The sequence below is a fragment of the Bradyrhizobium sp. AZCC 1721 genome (assembly GCF_036924715.1).
Lineage (GTDB): Bacteria > Pseudomonadota > Alphaproteobacteria > Rhizobiales > Xanthobacteraceae > Bradyrhizobium.
This window is the reverse complement of sequence record NZ_JAZHSB010000001.1, coordinates 3,561,925-3,578,031: the sequence shown is the minus strand read 5'-3', so window position 1 is coordinate 3,578,031 and position 16,107 is coordinate 3,561,925. Positions and strand designations below refer to the sequence as shown.

The window sequence follows — 16,107 nt, the reverse complement described above, 5'->3', positions numbered from 1 at the left end:
CATTCCCGCTATAATAAAACCATGACGATCGGGATTACCGGACCCGAACGGAAGGTACCAAGGCAAAGCGCCGTGGTCAGGTCCATCATTGCGGCCGCCTTCGTCGCGATTTGCCTGATCCTGCTCTGGCTCACGAGCGACTTCCTAGTTGACTGGCTGTGGTTTTCCGCGATCGGTTATCCGCAGGTTTTTTGGACGACAATCGGCGCCAAGGCCGTCGTCTTTTTTGCAGTCTGGACCGGAACTGCGGTCGTCCTTTGGTTGAACGGATGGCTCGCGGTGCACTTTGCCCGACGGCAGCCGACGCAATCTGTCGCGGCCTTCGTGCAGAATCTCGCGGGCAATGTGCCGCCCGACCTGTTCGCGGTCATGCGCGATCGGCTGCCGTGGCCTCGCGTCATCGCGGGCGGTGCAGGATTGCTCGCTCTGCTGGTTGCCGCGGCAGAAGCCGGCAATTGGGGCATCATCCTGCCATTTTTCTATCACGTTCCCTACGGCGCAGACGATCCGCTCTTCAACAAGGACATCAGTTTCTATCTCTTCGTGCTACCAGCCTATATCCTCGTCAAAAACTGGATGCTGCTCACACTCGTTCTGAGCGCGCTCTTCGCTGCAGCGATCTACTGGGTGCACGGCGACATCGAGTACGGCATTCATCGTCGATCGATGTCGCCGACAGCAATCGCTCACGGCTCGGCGTTGCTTGCTCTCCTCTTGGTCGTGAAGGCCTGGTCGTACGTTCTCGACCGTTACCTTCTACTGTATGGCGACAACGGCGTCGTCGTCGGCGCCAGCTACACCGATGTGCATGTGGGGCTACCGGGCCTGTGGCTAATGATCGGGCTGTCGATCATTGCGGCGTTTGCTGCGTTGGCAAACTTGCGGGTGAGGACCTACCGGCTCCCTGCCGCCGCGGTCCTGCTTGTCGTCATCGGCTCTTTCGTCCTGTCCGGCGTCGCTCCCGTGCTGTTCCGGCAGTTCTTCGTCAAACCAAGCGAGTTGGAACTGGAGAAGCCCTACGTCGAACGCAACATCGCACTCACCCGGCAGGCATACAATCTCGATCAGATCGCAGCCAAGCCGTTTACTGCCGAACAGGAGCTTACCTTTAAGACGCTCGACGCCAATAAGGCGACCATCGAGAATATCAGGCTGTGGGACTGGCAGCCCTTGTCGGACACCTACGCGCAGTTGCAGGAGATCCGCACTTACTACAAATTCCACCATCTTGACGTTGATCGCTACTGGCTCGATGGCTCGTACCAAAGCGTAATGATCTCGGCCCGCGAACTGCGGCCCTCCTTGCTGCCGCCGAATGCACAGACATGGGTCAACCGCCACGTGCTGTTTACCCACGGCACCGGCGCGGTGATGAGCCCGGTCACTCGCAAGAGCACCGAAGGGCTGCCATTCTTTTATTTGCGCGACATACCTCCTGTTGCGGATGGAGGCCCCCAGATCCGTGAACCGCGCATCTACTACGGCGAAGAACGCGACAGCTACGTCATCGTCAAGGGGAGTACTCCTGAGTTCGACTATCCGAAGGGAAAGGACAATGTCTATGCGGCCTATGACGGCACCGGTGGCGTTCCGATCGGAGCGATGGTGTGGAGAGGCCTGTTTGCTTATTACTTCAACGACCCTAACCTGGTGCTCTCAGGCTACATCACCGCCGACAGCCGGATCATGATCCGCCGCAATATCCAGCAGCGGGTACGGACGATCGCTCCGTTCCTCAGGCTCGATCACGATCCTTATCTGGTCATCAGCGATGGGCGGATGTTCTGGATGCAGGACGCCTATACGGTGAGTTCCTATTTCCCCTATGCACAGCCGGCGCAAGAGCTGGACCTCAACTACATCCGCAATTCAGTGAAGGTTATCGTCGATGCCTATAACGGAACCGTCGACTTCTATCTGATCGACACCCGCGACCCGGTCGCCGCAACCTTCCAGCGCATCTTTCCGGGCTTGTTCAAGCCGTTCTCGGTTATGCCGCCGGACCTGCAGAAACACATTCGCTATCCGGAGGACCTGTTCCTGATTCAGGCGCGGCTGTATCAGACCTACCACATGGAGGCGGCCGACGTTTTCTATAACCGCGAGGATCTCTGGCAGTTTCCGCGCCAGCCGGGCGGTGGCGGCATTGCAACGATGGCCCCTTACTACATCATCATGCGGCTGCCCGGCGAGCCGCAGGCCGAGTTCTTCCTCATGCTTCCGATGGTGCCTAGCCGTCGCGACAACATGATCGCGTGGCTCGCCGCGCGCTGCGACGCGCCCGACTACGGCAAGCTGATCGTCTACGAGTTTCCCAAGGAGAAGCTCGTCTATGGACCATTCCAGATCGAAGCGCGGATCAATCAGAGTACCGAGATATCGCAACAAATCACGCTATGGAATCAGATGGGCTCGCGGGTGATACGCGGTGCGAACTTGCTTGTGATCCCGATCGAGAACTCGATCCTTTATGTAACGCCGCTCTATTTGCGAGCGGAGCACGGACACCTGCCGGAGCTGAAGCGCGTGATCGCAGCCTACGGCGAACATGTGGTAATGAAAGAGACGCTCGCCGAGGCCTTGTCAGCGCTGTTCATAGAGTCCGGCGCTGCACCGGCAGTTTCAACCACGACAGAGGAGAGGCCCGTCACAGGCCCGGCGGCAAGTCGGGCACGGGAGGCGCTTGATCGCTACAATCAAGCAGTGGAGCGATTGAAGTCCGGAGATTGGAAAGGTTTCGGCACGCAGTTCGATGCAATGCGCGAGCTTCTGGAGGAAATGAACCGACGCTCCACCGGCCACTAGGCCCCGAACCTTCAGTCCAGCGCTGCCTCCGACCCGGAGAAGTGGAAATTATGAACATGGGTGCGGCACCACGATTGAGCTTTGCTCAAAATCATATCGCGATTTCAACAGCATAAGAGTTCGTAGTTTTATTCTGAATGGCGCCCATCACGTTGCCACCACTTTCAAAGCCCAAGCCGACCGCGTTCAAGGCTTGAGGCAACCATTTTCAGAGCTCAGGTTCCCCGTCGTCCGCAGGTTCCGGCAAACGGACCGTGGCACGTATGTAATGAGGGACAGGGAAATGGATACGGCCGCTATCGCAATCACAACTTGCGTCGCGCCTTACGTCGCACTCCGCTTTACGTTGCAGTGCTACTTTCCGCCGGATACCTGACGGACGGTCGGCGCGAGTTTCTGGGATCATCCTGTGGGGGAAAAAACGCGAAACGCATCGTCGCCGTCGCCATAAAACCGCATGAGCGAAAACCACGCCATGTTCGGCAGACAGCTGGTCTCTCCTAGCCCGCCGACGCGACTTTCGACGCCTGACGCCTTTCGATTCGCCTCGAACCAGGCTGTCAAGTTTTCCCGGACCGGACAGGTCGAAACGGCCGTCGCGATAACTGCTACAGCCATTATAAATCATATTCGGATAATCATATTCGGCGACTCTCGGACGTAAAGCGTCTGGTCACTCCACAGCTTATGCGAAAAGAATGCGTGACTACACGCTTAAGGAGAAGACCGGAAGGTGACGGCGCTCGTGATCGTGGCATGGCTAGCAATCATTGCATTGGCGTTGCTTTCCGGAAGATAAGTAGAGCTGCTGGCGGCGTTCACGGAACTTTGTTCTACTCCGAGAACGGTAACGGAACTTTGTTCTACTCCGGAGAACTACGGGAAGCATGGCTGACATTTTCGCGCGCGTCGATGGCGACCGCGTCCTCGCCGATCTCAACGCGCTGCGCGCCATCGGCGCCTACAAGACCGGCGTTCACAAGCCGACTTTCTCTGAACCCCATCTGCGCTCGCTGGCGTGGCTGGTGCAACAGCTTCCTGAGGCCGGCCTCACGGGCGAGATCGACGGAATCGGCAACGTGCTCGGCACCAGCACGAAAAGCGGGCCGAAGCTGCTGGCGGGATCGCATCTGGAAAGCCAAAACCACGCGGGCTGGCTCGATGGACCGCTCGGCGTGGTCTATGCGCTCGAAGCCGCGCGCGTCATCAATCCCGACCCGAATATAGAGGGTGCCGTCGAAGTGGCGGCGTGGTGCGACGAGGAAGGCCATTTCGGACACTTCCTCGGCAGCCGGTCCTATGTCGGTGGCGTCACCGAAGCCGATATCGACGCCGCGCGCGATCGCAACAATGGCAGGAGCATGCGTGACGCGCTACGCGACGCGGGCCTTGCCGGCCGCGCCCGCGCGCGGTGCGAACAAGGGCGGCATACCGGCTATCTGGAAGCCCATATCGAGCAGGGCGAAGCACTGGAAAGCAGCGGCCTCAAGATCGGTATCGTCACGTCCATCGTCGGGATATGGCAATACCGCATCACCTTTACGGGCGAACAAAACCACGCCGGCACCACGCGGATGGCCATTCGCCGGGACGCCGGCCTCGCACTCGCCAGATTTTGCGTCGATATCGACAATCGTTTCCCCGCCGCCTGCGGCCCGCGCACGGTGTGGACCACCGGCCGCATCGCGCTCGACCCCGGTGCGCCCAGCATCATCCCGGGAGCGGCGGAAATGCTGTTCCAGATTCGCGACGATGATCCTGCCGTGATTGCGCGGCTGGAGGAGCTGCTCCACAGCATGGCCGCAGAGGTCAACGCCCAAGGCCGCTGCGCCGTCGCGGTGGAGCGCATCCGCACCGGGACGCCCGCGCGGATGGATGGCTCGTTCCAGCAGGCCATCGAGGCTGCCAGCTCAGCTTTTGCCGATGGCAAGTCGCTCCGCATGCCGAGCGGCGCCGGTCATGACGCCCAGATTCTCTCAACCGTTGTTCCGGCCGGCATGCTGTTCGTGCCCTCGATCGGCGGCATTTCGCATCACTGGACCGAGAACACCGCCGACGCCGACATCATCACCGGAGCAGAGGTCTTTGTTGACGCCTGCCGGCGGCTGTTGGCGCAATGAGGCGACGCGAGATGCGACATGGTTGCTGAAACCAAGCCGGCCTATTCGATCAGGGACATTCCGGCCAGCGTATGGGTGCTGGGCTTCGTCTCGATGCTGATGGACATCTCGTCGGAGATGATCCACGCCCTGCTGCCGATCTACCTGGTCTCGGTCCTCGGCGCATCGATGGTGACGGTCGGCGTCATCGAAGGCATCGCCGAGGCGACCGCCGCCATCACAAAAATATTCTCCGGCGCGCTTTCGGACTGGCTCGGCAAACGCAAATGGTTGGCTGCCATCGGTTACGGCCTCGCGGCCTTCACCAAGCCGGTGTTTCCGCTGGCGCCAACCGTCGGCTGGCTGGTGGCCGCGCGTTTCGTCGACCGGATCGGCAAAGGCATTCGCGGCGCCCCGCGTGATGCGTTGGTGGCCGATCTTTCGCCGGCCGATCTGCGCGGCGCGAGCTTTGGGCTGCGCCAATCGCTCGACACGGTCGGCGCCTTCGTCGGTCCCCTGCTCGCCATCGCCCTGATGTGGTGGACATCGGACAACTTCAAGGCGGTGTTCTGGGTTGCCGTAGTTCCCGCCTTCCTGGCGCTGGCGCTGATCGTCTTCGCCGTGCGTGAGCCGGAGCGGCCGCGGGCGCTGCGCACCGTGCGCAATCCGATCAGCCTGGCCGAGATCAAAAACCTGGGGTCGGCCTATTGGTGGGTGGTGGCGGTCGCGAGTGTGTTTACGCTGGCGCGCTTCAGCGAGGCCTTCCTCGTTCTCCGCGCCCAGAATGTCGGAGTGCCGATCGCGCTCGTGCCCGCCGTGCTGGTGGCCATGAATATCGTCTATGCCCTCGCAGCCTACCCCGCCGGCGTCATCTCGGATCGCATGAACCGCACGGCCGTGCTGGCGAGCGGCATACTGGTGCTGGTTGCCGCCGACATCGTGTTGGCGTTGCTGCCGTCGGTGGGCGGTGTTGCGCTGGGCGTCATTCTGTGGGGCCTGCACATGGGGCTGACGCAGGGACTGCTGGCCGCGCTCGTTGCGGATACCGCGCCGGCCGAGTTGCGCGGCACGGCTTACGGATTCTTCAACCTGCTCGGCGGCGTAGCGATGCTCGCGGCCAGCGTCATTGCCGGCGCACTCTGGGATATCGCAGGGCCGCAGGGCACGTTCCTGGCCGGCGCCGGCTTCGCGCTGGTCGCGCTGGCAGGATTGCTGGTGGTACAGGGCAAGATCGGCCAACAGGCCGCCGCCTGAGCGATGCCGGATTCGGCCAGGTTCCTTGGTGACAAGGAGTCGCGTCTGACTTTCTTGCAAACGGCTGGATTTGCGGCCATTTACGCTCACATGAGGTAAATTTCCGCAGATGTTGTTGCTTCAGGCCCTCCCCACATCGATCGGCGTTGCCGCGATCGCGCCGGCGTTGCTGGTGCTATGGCTTGTTATCGCCGCCGATGAGCGCCCAGGCCCGCCGGTGCGGGTGTGGCTCGCTTTCATCCTCGGCGCGGCCAGCATTTCGCTGTTGGGAATCGCGCGCGCCCCGTTTGCCGCGATCCTTGCGGTGCCTGGAAACCCCTGGATGACACAAGGCCTGCGTTCGATCTTCGGGGTGGCCGCGCCCGAAGAAATCGTGAAGGTCCTCGTGATCATTCTAGTGTCATTGCCGGTGCGCCGCCGCGCGTTTGCCGACCCAATGGACACGGTGGTCTACGGTGCGGCCGCGGGCCTCGGCTTCGCGGCCTACGAAAATCTCGCCTATCTCGTGCAGCACGCCGACATGTGGCGGTCGCTGGCCGCCTTGCGCAGCGTATTGACGGTGCCGTTTCACGGCGCACTCGGCATCATCGCAGGCGCGTATATCGCGATCGCGCGCGCCGGCACCGCGCTGGGTGCGCATCGCCATCATCGCGACTGGGCGCGGATCTCGAGCTGGGCGCTGGCGCTGTTCGCGCCGGTCGCGCTGCATGCGGCATTCGATTTTCCGCTGCTCACGCTACAGAAACATCAAGATCTCGGCCCCGACGCGCGAATGCTGCTGGGGGCGGCGAGCCTGCTCATCGGTTTCAGTTCGATCGGGTTTGCCATACGGCTGATACGGCGCGTCGGCCGCCATCATGCGCCGCGCACCGAAATCGCGCGTGAGCGGCTGAGCCAGTTGCGGCGAATGTGGGCCCTGCTGCTCGCGGGCAGCGGTGCGGGCTTCGCCGGCGCGGCTTTCGTCCTGACCTCGCTTCATCACTGGTTCGTCAATCCGGAGCGCAATGCGTCGCTGCTTCTCATTCCGCTCGGCATGACCTCCATCTTGGTAGGCTTGGCGTTGTTGCTGGCCACGTCGGCTGTCTATGTGTTTGGCCGCAATCGCATCAGAAAGTCCTCGGACGGATTTTCGTCCGCGCCCGAGCCGGGCTGAACGTCATCCCTCAGTCGTTGATCTCGCTTAAAAAGCCAGCCAACAATATTACCCGCAGCCGGCGTACCGGGTATTGGATATTCGGCGCGGCAGGTATCGGGAGTTTCCAATGACCCAAGATATTCCCCCGGACATCGGCAAGCTGCAGTCCGAAATGAATGCCGCGGTGAAAGCGCACTGGAAGGCCTTCCTGTTCGAAGGCATCGTGCTCGCCCTGCTCGGCCTGGCTGCGATGATCGTGCCGCCGCTGGCAAGCCTCGCCGTCACCATCTTCCTCGGTTGGATGTTTCTGATCAGCGGCATTGCCGGGCTGTTCGTCACTTACTGGGCGCGGCAGATGCCGGGCTTCTGGTGGTCGCTGTTTTCGGCGGCGCTCGCCGTTCTAGCCGGCGGGATTTTGCTGGCGCGGCCCGCGCAAGGCGTTCTCACGCTCACCATCGTGGTCGGCGCGTATTTTCTGGCCGAGGGCGTCGTCAGCATCATGTACGCACTGAACCACCGCCGCGAATTGTCGGAGCGCTGGTCCTGGCTGCTGATTTCAGGCGTGATGGACCTCCTGATCGCATTCATCATCATCGCCGGCCTGCCGGGTTCGGCGGAATGGGCGATCGGCCTCCTGGTCGGGATCAATCTCGTGCTCGGCGGCGCGTCACTGGTCGGCATAGCGCTCGCCGCGCGCAAGTCCTGATGCCGCCGATTATGGGATGACAAGACCCGCCTTGGTGCGCTATAGAGCCCGCCATGATCATGATCGCCGCCAGCAACTTTTGGTATTTTAGCTACGACAGCTCGCTGGCGGTGGGAGGATCGCGCTCAATCTGACGAATTGAAGCCAAGAAGTCCGAACAGCCGCCAAACCTGGCGGCTTTTTTTGTTGGCCGGCAGGTTTCCTAGAAACAGGAGCCATAGCCGTGTTGAGCACCACCGACGACCTTCGAATTAGCGAACTGAAAGAGCTGAGTACGCCGCAGGAGGTGATGGGCGAGATACCGCGCACCTTGACCGCGACGCGCGTCGTGATGGCGGCGCGCAATGCCATCCACGCCATCCTGCACGGCACCGACGACCGCCTGCTGGTGGTCGTCGGCCCCTGCTCCGTCCACGATCCCGCCGCGGCCGTTGATTACGCCGAGCGGCTCGCCGCCTTGCGCGAAAAACTCGCCGACCGCCTCGAAATCGTGATGCGTGTCTATTTCGAAAAGCCGCGCACCACGGTCGGATGGAAGGGACTGATCAACGACCCCAATCTCGACGGCTCCTTCGACATCAACAGGGGCCTGCGGCTCGCCCGCAACGTGCTTTCCGCCGTGAACAATCTCGGCCTGCCGGCCGGGACCGAATTCCTCGACATGACGACGCCGCAATACATTGCCGACCTGATGGCATGGGCGGCGATCGGGGCTCGCACGACCGAGAGCCAGATCCATCGCGAGCTCGCTTCCGGTCTATCCTGCCCGGTCGGCTTCAAGAACGGTACCGACGGCAATATCCGCATTGCAGCCGATGCGGTGAAGTCGGCCTCGCATCCGCATCATTTCATGGCTGTCACCAAAGGCGGGCGCTCGGCGATTGCGGCAACCACGGGCAACGAGGACTGCCACATCATCCTGCGCGGCGGCAACAAGCCGAACTACGACCGGGAAAGCGTCGATGCCGCTTGCGTCGAGCTTGTCCGCGCCGGCGTCGCCCCGCGGATCATGATCGACACCAGCCACGCCAACAGCAACAAGAAGCCGGAGAACCAGCCGCTGGTGGTCGCCGACATCGCGCGCCAGATATCGGATGGCGAGCAGCGCATCACCGGCGTCATGATCGAGAGCAATCTGGTCGCCGGCCGCCAGGACGTCGTGCCGGGCAAACAGCTCGCCTATGGGCAGAGCATCACCGACGGCTGCATCGACTGGGAGACGACGGTGTCGGCGCTGAACATGCTGGCTGATGCCGTGGTAACACGCCGGAACGTGCCATCGCGCAGTTTCCGGGAGGAGCGCTCGGCGTAGCCACCCGGGTCGAATGATGGCGAAGTAGGGCGCGATCGGTGCGCCCTGCCCAGCTTCTATTGAAGCTGCACTACGAAGCGTACGCACCCGCGCGACGCCGTCAAAGCTGCGCTAGCAGCAAAAAATTGGCGGGCCTGTGGCATACTTCACACTTACGAAATCGCAGTTCGGAATACTGCTTTGCCGGGACTTCTATTTCGAACGAGGTTTCGATGAAGCAATTTCCGAACAACCAGCAATTTCCCAGCAAACTGAGTGCGGACGACCTGCGCACCTACCGTCGGTGGACTGGCGGCTTGTACCTCACCTATTTGGCCGCGATCATCGTCGCGGTCGGTCTCGTTCTTGCAAATGGACCTGCGCGCGACCTCAGAGCGTCGAGCGAAACTCAGATGGCACGCCTGAAAGATGGGCCAGCATCAATCGATATTCCGACAACGGCCAAGCCTGTCACCAAGCGGTAGCGGCCTCAGACCAGCAACTCAAACGACATTTTTTGGAATGGTGTGATGATTAGATTAGTCATTCGATTGATCATGATTGCAGCTTTGATTGTTCCGAACTTGGCAGTTGCCGACGTTGCGCAAACCCCCGTTCAATTTTGCTGGGCGATGGGAAAGTTCGACCATACGATCTACTTTGCCGAAGTCGGGAATCGCGAAGATCGCCAGGCAAGCTTCGACACGCTGCTCGAGATTTCGGGCATCGATCATCACGCGGTGAAATGCACTACCTCAGATTCCGAAACGCATCGTCTGGCGCGTGCGCAGTTGATGAAAGGTTGGTTGGAGTCCGAGTTTGAAATCGTGAACACTACATTCCTGTCAGATCTCGATTACTGACAATTCAGGATGACAAGATCGCGACCGGGGTTGCAGATAAACGACCTGACGCAGTCGTTCCTCGTGTCAGCTTGTGATCTGCGGCTGACGATTCATGCTCATACTTGGTGGCTGTTGTCTCTAGACCTTGTGGAAGTCGGCAGCAAGGCGCGGGGATTAGCTGTACAGCCACTGACGCTCGGTCGGGTTCCAAGTCGCGGCCGAACTGCTCAAGGCGCGCACTCCCCCGGAAATCAGTCAGAACCGAACATCGCGGGCTCGATTAGATGCCTATGATTGAACGAGTTCTCTACGAGAGCAGCAACGGCGATTTTGGTTGTTGACGCGCGACCCGGTGTCGAGGATGCCCGCCGTGAAACATCAGCCGAACGTGAGTTCCGGTGGACAAATCTCCCACACGGACATTGGTAAATTTCTCCGAGACGGTGCCAACGGCCCAGAACACCAAGCGCTGCTGAAGCTTATCGGCTCCCTAATCGATGGCATGAGCCAGCCAGCTCTTGACGTGGGACCACAGCACTAGGATGCTCGCCCCGCTAGAGGCAGTGCTCGGGGGATGCCGACATGGCGATCATTTCAGTTCTGATTGGGGTTCTGGTCATTGTTGTCGTGGGGGCAATTTGTTTTTGGGCTATCGAAAAGTTTGCCCCCGATAGGAAACTAGCAAACCTTCTAAAATTACTGGTTGTGCTCGTCTGCTTAGGCGCGATTGTGCAACGACTGCTGGTCTTGACTTACTAGGTATGCCGCGCAGCTTCATGACGATCCTGACCGGCCGTAACCTGCCGAAGGTCCAGCAGCCGCGGGGAAGCTGAGCCCTCACTCATTGCCCGCGCCCTTTCTTGGCAGGTGGCGGCGGGCCGGGTGGCGCTGCTGCATTCGATCCTTGGAGACTATCCACGCGAGCGGAAAGCCCACCCAACTGTTCCGAAAGCAACTTACGTTGGCCCTGCTCAGCCGATATCTGCCGCTGTAGACCGCTGATCTGCTCCGCGGCACGTTCCTGTGCTGCCTGGAGCTCTTGGATCGTTTGCTGGAGATTGGCCACAGCATGTCTAGCCGTCTTGTCAGCGATTTCGGCAGCCAGAGACGGCTCAACATTGGGGTGAACAGCCGCTAATGGCGAGGACTCGGATCCGATTCGATTGCTGGCCCAAAGCACTGCCGCAATGGCAACCGCGAGGAGAATAAGTAAAACCCACGGTAGTATGCGGCGCGGTCGTCCTGGCTCGCTGTTGATGCGATTCTTGGGCGTGAAGTCACTCACCATTTGGCTATTAAGCCGACAATGATCGATTAGTTCCCATCAACGGGTGATAGCCGTGGCCGTGGCCGTTCTCGGAATGGCAGGCCGCGATCGAGGCGCTAATGCTGTTGGCGGACTCGGCGGCCCGACGATGTTCGCGCGTCGGTGTCATGAAAGCATTGAACCGGAGCCACGTTCGGGAGTTTAACCTATCTCGCAAGGACCCTCACTGGGGACGCCGCAAGCTGGCGCGAGATCGATGAAAACGGTCTGGATTTACGTCGATACAAAGAAAAAGGTCGGCGACCGTGACCATCTCAAGGTGTTTGCAAACTCGGACCTCGCCGATGAGTGGTTCGTGGTGAACGATCCAGAAGGCATCGTCTTCGAGTACGAGGTCATAGGCGTTGCAGATGACGAAACCGGGTCGGGACGTCAACGGCATCGCTAGGACAAAGGCCGACCACCACATGAAATTCCCGGGCGTGCGGGCAGTGGCTCCACATGCGCGATCTAGGGCAAGTGCGATCTAGGGCAAGTCAAGCCCGAAATTTAGCACGAGCTTGTTTGGGTTATTTACCTGAGATCTTGCGCTTAATCTGCCGCGCAACATTCGCATACGAATGCCTGACATCGACTCGAATAAAAAGCCGGACGCGTCGCAGCCTGGTCCGCCCGAACGTCAAAACATGGTCGAGGAATTGGCCGAACAACTGGCCGAACGACAGTAGCGATGCCGGTACGCTACCTCCAGCGCGGCTGGAAGCGGTTTTCCTCGTCGGTGGTAAGCTCGCCAAAGGCGAGGCGAAAAGCCGGACGGCCGGTTTTCTCCCGGCGATAGCCGGTTCAGTCATCTTCGCGGACTTCCGACCTGTGAGCCGGTCCGTGAACTAGCGAGCGAAGCGAGCCTTGAAGGATCAATGACCCGGCTGGTGGCCGTCGCCCTTCGAGGGCCGCGCTACGCACGGCCGCCTCAGAGGTGACGGATCCATTGTGTCAGGCTTGCTTCATCATGCCTAGCAGCCGCGGCAGATGCTCTTGATCTTGCGGTCGAGCGCTGCGTTTTCCTTGCTCAGCGGATCGTTCGGATCGTTCAGGTTCTTTTCGCTGGGCACGTCGCTGCGGCGGGGCTGCCGGTGTCCGATCGGCGCCTCCGGAATCCCTCCGGCACTCGGGTTGCTCTTTGGCATTGTCGACGTCCCGCCCTGCGCGAACGCAGCAGGCATGCCGATCAGGACCATCAGCGCGACTGACAAGATTGTTCTCTGCATCCTGATTCTCCGCCTTTTAGATTCCTTTATCGTGTCCGTTCGGGCACGTCGATCGTTGCGCAGTTTCGCCGTCCCTGGGCAGCACAGTCCTGCGCCTTTCGTACATCGGCCATGGTGCCTAGCAACCAGATTCCGGCGGCCACCAGCAGGACGAAGAAGCCGAGCAGAACGGCATTTTCGATTCTGCGATGGCCCTCGTCTTCCGGCGGCTCCTGTTTCTCCTCGCCGTCCTCCGTCATCGCCCGATCACGGCTTTGGCGGATAGAGGTGAACGTCTCCGCAATAGTCGACGATACGATACTGCGCTTCCGAGGATAGTTCACATTCCCCGGAACTTGCATGCGACAAATAATTCGGCCCAATCGGCGCCTTTCCATGGCCGCCGGGAATGTCGAGCACGTAATCCGGCTGGCACAGGCCCGAAACGCGGCCGCGCAAGTTGCGCATCAGTTCCCGTCCCTCTGCTATGGTAGTGCGCAGATGCCCGGTCCCCGGCGCCAGATCGCCATGATGCAGGTAATAGGGCTTGATTCGGTTTTCAACAAAGGCCCGCATCAACGCTTCCAGCGTCGCGGCATCGTCATTGACGCCGCGAAGCAGCACCGTCTGGCTCACCAGCGGAACACCGGCGTCGGCCAGCCGCGCGCAGGCGGCGCGGGCCTCGCCCGACAATTCGCGCGGATGATTGGCGTGAACGGCGATCCAGGTCGTTGCGCCGTCAGCTTTCAGCGCCCTGATCATGTCGCCATCGATGCGCGCAGGCGCAGCCACCGGCACGCGGGTGTGGATGCGAACGATCCTGACGTGATCGATGGCGGCGAGGTCCGTCATGATCTCAGCCAGCCGCCGTGGCGACAGCATCAGCGGATCACCACCGGTCAGGATGACTTCCCAGATTTCGTTGTTGTTGCGGATATAGTCCAGCGCGTCGCGATAGGCGGCCTCGGACAGCGCCGTTGCCTTGCCGGGCCCGACCATCTCGCGGCGGAAGCAGAAGCGGCAATACACCGCGCAGACATGCACCAGCTTGAGCAGCACGCGATCGGGATAGCGATGGACGATGCCGGCGACCGGCGAATGCGCGTCGTCGCCGATCGGGTCGGCATTTTCACCGGGCGCATTCATTAGTTCGAGCGCGCTCGGAATGAATTGCCGCGCGATCGGATCGTCAGGATTTTCCGTGTCGATCAGGTTCGCGATATCAGGCGTCACCGCAATGGCGTAGCGCGCGGCGACCCGCTCAAGGTCGGCGAGATCGGCCGTCTTCGCCAACCCCCGCTCGATGAGATCGGCGGGCTGCCGCAGCGTTGCCAAAAGTTTCGGGTCGATCTTGTTCATGTCTCTCCTGCCGGTGGCGTCCACACCACCTGGTCCACCCGCAGCGCGCCGCTTGCCAGCATCACCAGCCGGTCGAAACCGAGCGCGACGCCGCTCGACGGCGGCATCGCGGCAACCGCTGCGAGAAAATCCTCATCCAGCGGATAGCGCTCGCTGTAGCGCCGCTCCTTCTCGTCCATAGCAGCGGCGAAACGGCGGCGCTGCTCGCCGGCATCGGTCAATTCGCCAAATCCGTTGGCGAGTTCGACGCCGCAGGCATAGACCTCAAAACGTTCGGCGACGCGCGGATCGGACGCTTTCGCCCGAGCAAGGGCTGCCTCCCGCGCCGGATATTCGAATAAGACAGTCAAACGCCCCTGCCCCAGATTCGGTTCGACATGCTCGACCAGCACTTTGCTGAAAATATCCGACCAGGTGTCGTCATCGGTGATCCGCACCCGCGGCCTTGCTGCCGCCGCAAGCGCCGCGCAATCGCCCTCTCCATTGCTGATTGTGGCCAACAGATCGATCCCGGCAAAGCGGTCGAACGCGGATGCCACCGTCAGCAGTTCCGGCTCGACGAAGGGATCGGCCGTTCTGCCCCGGAACGAAAACTGCCCGATCGCGGTCGCCTGCGCCGCATGTGCGATCACGGCGATGGTGTCGGCCATAACGGCATCATAGCCTGCGTTGGCACGATACCATTCCAGCATCGTGAATTCGGGCAGATGCAGATCGCCGCGCTCGCGGTCGCGGAACACGCGCGCCAATTCGAAGATTTTGGCTTCGCCGGCGGCGAGCAATTTCTTGGCGGCAAACTCCGGCGATGTTCGCAAATAGCGCGTCGCGCGCGTGCCATCGTGGCTGATGATTTCGGTGCGTGGGGCATGCAGATGCGTCTCGTTGCCCGGCGAGACCTGCAGGACGCCGGTTTCCACCTCTGTAAAACCCTGCTCGTCGAACCAGCCTCGCACTGCCCTCGTGATCGCGGCACGCGCCATCAGGAACGGCTTTCGATCGGCATGCCGGGTAGCCGACCACCAAGGCGAGGGCTGGTCGATATCAACCATCACAGGCGGTTCCGAATCCACCGAGCATCCTCCGCGGAACCAATCAAGGCGATCAGGGGATCGGCAAACATCATTGATATTATTCGACTTTCTTTGCGTTCGACAGGGCGAGCCGGAGGAAGCGGCAAGATCCAGCTCCAGCTCCGTCATTTCATGTCGAAAGACGCCCTCCTTGTCCATTCGCCCGATCGATGTCGCCGCTATCAGCCAAAGCTGCAAATCTTCGCGAACCGCTTAAACCATTGCTTTCAAGCCCATCAGCAACGGTCGGCCCATCGTTCAATTGCTTGCCAGACGCGTCACATAACACGGCAAAATCCAGCCATTTGCGGCTTCAAGCAGCTTGCCGGGCTGGCCGTAAAACGCTGGCATCGACGGGCAAAATCAGTATGTTGCAGCCCGAAACCGCCTGATTGGCCCTGCGGACACAAATGTCCGGTTCGGCCGAAGGCCAGAAATTCGGGAAAATAGCTTTGAAAGTCATCGCCAGTTCTATTCGCAAGGGCAACGTCATCGAGCAAGACGGCAAGCTCTATGTCGTCCTGTCGGCCGAAAACATCCATCCCGGCAAGGGAACCCCGGTCAGCCAGATCGAAATGCGCCGCATTGGCGACGGCGTGAAGGTGTCGGAACGCTACAAGACCACTGACCAGGTCGAGAAGGCCACCGTCGAGGACCGCAATTTCAACTACCTCTACGAGGATGGAGACGGCTTCCACTTCATGAACGCCGAGACCTATGACCAGGTCCAGGTCTCGAAGGAGATCGTGGGCTCGGCCGCGCCCTACCTGCAGGAGAACATGACCGTGAAGCTGTCGATGCACGACCTGAATCCGGTCGCCATCCAGTTGCCGCAGCGCGCAACCCTCGAAGTTGTGGAGACCGAGCCGGTCACCAAGGGGCAGACCGCGTCTTCCTCCTACAAGCCTGCTATCCTCTCTAACGGCGTACGCACCTCTGTGCCGCCGCACATTGGAACGGGAACACGGATCGTGGTCATGACCGAGGACGGCTCCTACGTCGAGCGCGCAAAGGACTAAGACCGCGCCA

15 protein-coding genes are annotated in these 16,107 nt (G+C 60.8%); 11 read left to right on the top strand and 4 right to left on the bottom strand.

What is annotated here, in order from left to right; all coding sequences use genetic code 11:
• Positions 1-21: 21 nt before the first annotated feature.
• From V1273_RS16990 to V1273_RS16945, 10 genes are all read left to right on the top strand, one after another.
• Positions 22-2,805, top strand: coding sequence for a UPF0182 family membrane protein (locus V1273_RS16990; RefSeq protein ID WP_334412225.1), 2,784 nt, complete (start codon positions 22-24; stop codon positions 2,803-2,805).
• Positions 2,806-3,692: 887 nt separating this feature from the next.
• Positions 3,693-4,925 (top strand): Zn-dependent hydrolase, encoded by a 1,233-nt coding sequence (locus V1273_RS16985; RefSeq protein ID WP_334410302.1) that lies wholly within the window; start codon positions 3,693-3,695, stop codon positions 4,923-4,925.
• A gap of 18 nt (positions 4,926-4,943) precedes the next feature.
• On the top strand, positions 4,944-6,158 hold the full coding sequence (locus V1273_RS16980; protein ID WP_334410301.1) for an MFS transporter: 1,215 nt from the start codon (positions 4,944-4,946) through the stop codon (positions 6,156-6,158).
• 109 nt (positions 6,159-6,267) lie between these two features.
• Positions 6,268-7,311, top strand: coding sequence for a PrsW family glutamic-type intramembrane protease (locus tag V1273_RS16975; protein WP_334368805.1), 1,044 nt, complete (start codon positions 6,268-6,270; stop codon positions 7,309-7,311).
• Positions 7,312-7,420: 109 nt separating this feature from the next.
• Entirely contained in the window at positions 7,421-7,999 is a 579-nt protein-coding gene (locus tag V1273_RS16970; protein ID WP_334368804.1) for an HdeD family acid-resistance protein, read from the top strand.
• A gap of 223 nt (positions 8,000-8,222) precedes the next feature.
• Complete coding sequence (locus tag V1273_RS16965; protein ID WP_334368803.1) at positions 8,223-9,311, top strand: 3-deoxy-7-phosphoheptulonate synthase; 1,089 nt, start codon at positions 8,223-8,225, stop codon at positions 9,309-9,311.
• Positions 9,312-9,523: 212 nt separating this feature from the next.
• Entirely contained in the window at positions 9,524-9,775 is a 252-nt protein-coding gene (locus V1273_RS16960; RefSeq protein WP_334410300.1) for a hypothetical protein, read from the top strand.
• A 45-nt stretch (positions 9,776-9,820) separates the two neighbouring features.
• Positions 9,821-10,153, top strand: a complete 333-nt coding sequence (locus tag V1273_RS16955) for a hypothetical protein (RefSeq protein WP_334410299.1) — start codon at positions 9,821-9,823, stop codon at positions 10,151-10,153.
• Positions 10,154-10,717: 564 nt separating this feature from the next.
• Positions 10,718-10,894, top strand: coding sequence for a hypothetical protein (locus V1273_RS16950; protein WP_156908475.1), 177 nt, complete (start codon positions 10,718-10,720; stop codon positions 10,892-10,894).
• A gap of 764 nt (positions 10,895-11,658) precedes the next feature.
• Complete coding sequence (locus V1273_RS16945; RefSeq protein WP_035725866.1) at positions 11,659-11,850, top strand: hypothetical protein; 192 nt, start codon at positions 11,659-11,661, stop codon at positions 11,848-11,850.
• A gap of 565 nt (positions 11,851-12,415) precedes the next feature.
• On the opposite strand, the gene V1273_RS16940 is transcribed toward V1273_RS16945, so the two are convergent.
• The 4 genes from V1273_RS16940 to epmA are packed head-to-tail and all read right to left on the bottom strand — an operon-like array spanning position 12,416 to position 15,057.
• Positions 12,416-12,670 (bottom strand): hypothetical protein, encoded by a 255-nt coding sequence (locus V1273_RS16940; protein WP_334368798.1) that lies wholly within the window; start codon positions 12,668-12,670, stop codon positions 12,416-12,418.
• A 26-nt stretch (positions 12,671-12,696) separates the two neighbouring features.
• The gene (locus V1273_RS16935) at positions 12,697-12,909 is read right to left on the bottom strand and encodes a hypothetical protein (protein ID WP_334368797.1); all 213 of its coding nucleotides are present in this window, start codon (positions 12,907-12,909) and stop codon (positions 12,697-12,699) included.
• Positions 12,910-12,916: 7 nt separating this feature from the next.
• Positions 12,917-14,008 carry a lysine-2,3-aminomutase-like protein gene (locus V1273_RS16930; protein WP_334410298.1) on the bottom strand — a complete coding sequence of 364 codons (1,092 nt, stop codon included), beginning with the start codon at positions 14,006-14,008 and terminating at the stop codon, positions 12,917-12,919.
• On the bottom strand, positions 14,005-15,057 hold the full coding sequence (epmA, locus tag V1273_RS16925) for an EF-P lysine aminoacylase EpmA (RefSeq protein ID WP_334410297.1): 1,053 nt from the start codon (positions 15,055-15,057) through the stop codon (positions 14,005-14,007). Before epmA ends, V1273_RS16930 begins: the two co-directional genes overlap by 4 nt.
• A gap of 473 nt (positions 15,058-15,530) precedes the next feature.
• On the opposite strand from epmA, the gene efp reads away from it, so the two are divergent.
• Positions 15,531-16,097 carry an elongation factor P gene (gene efp / locus V1273_RS16920; protein ID WP_028346230.1) on the top strand — a complete coding sequence of 189 codons (567 nt, stop codon included), beginning with the start codon at positions 15,531-15,533 and terminating at the stop codon, positions 16,095-16,097.
• Positions 16,098-16,107 lie beyond the last annotated feature (10 nt).

Bases quoted from the DNA above. Each gene is read 5' to 3' on its own strand.
- V1273_RS16940 (WP_334368798.1), bottom strand. From the start codon at position 12,670: ATGCAGAGAACAATCTTGTCAGTCGCGCTGATGGTCCTGATCGGCATG.
- V1273_RS16990 (WP_334412225.1), top strand. From the start codon at position 22: ATGACGATCGGGATTACCGGACCCGAACGGAAGGTACCAAGGCAAAGC.
- V1273_RS16930 (WP_334410298.1), bottom strand. From the start codon at position 14,008: ATGAACAAGATCGACCCGAAACTTTTGGCAACGCTGCGGCAGCCCGCC.
- V1273_RS16935 (WP_334368797.1), bottom strand. From the start codon at position 12,909: ATGACGGAGGACGGCGAGGAGAAACAGGAGCCGCCGGAAGACGAGGGC.
- V1273_RS16975 (WP_334368805.1), top strand. From the start codon at position 6,268: ATGTTGTTGCTTCAGGCCCTCCCCACATCGATCGGCGTTGCCGCGATC.
- V1273_RS16950 (WP_156908475.1), top strand. From the start codon at position 10,718: ATGGCGATCATTTCAGTTCTGATTGGGGTTCTGGTCATTGTTGTCGTG.
- V1273_RS16955 (WP_334410299.1), top strand. From the start codon at position 9,821: ATGATTAGATTAGTCATTCGATTGATCATGATTGCAGCTTTGATTGTT.
- V1273_RS16945 (WP_035725866.1), top strand. From the start codon at position 11,659: ATGAAAACGGTCTGGATTTACGTCGATACAAAGAAAAAGGTCGGCGAC.
- V1273_RS16970 (WP_334368804.1), top strand. From the start codon at position 7,421: ATGACCCAAGATATTCCCCCGGACATCGGCAAGCTGCAGTCCGAAATG.
- V1273_RS16960 (WP_334410300.1), top strand. From the start codon at position 9,524: ATGAAGCAATTTCCGAACAACCAGCAATTTCCCAGCAAACTGAGTGCG.
- epmA (WP_334410297.1), bottom strand. From the start codon at position 15,057: ATGGTTGATATCGACCAGCCCTCGCCTTGGTGGTCGGCTACCCGGCAT.
- V1273_RS16980 (WP_334410301.1), top strand. From the start codon at position 4,944: ATGGTTGCTGAAACCAAGCCGGCCTATTCGATCAGGGACATTCCGGCC.
- V1273_RS16985 (WP_334410302.1), top strand. From the start codon at position 3,693: ATGGCTGACATTTTCGCGCGCGTCGATGGCGACCGCGTCCTCGCCGAT.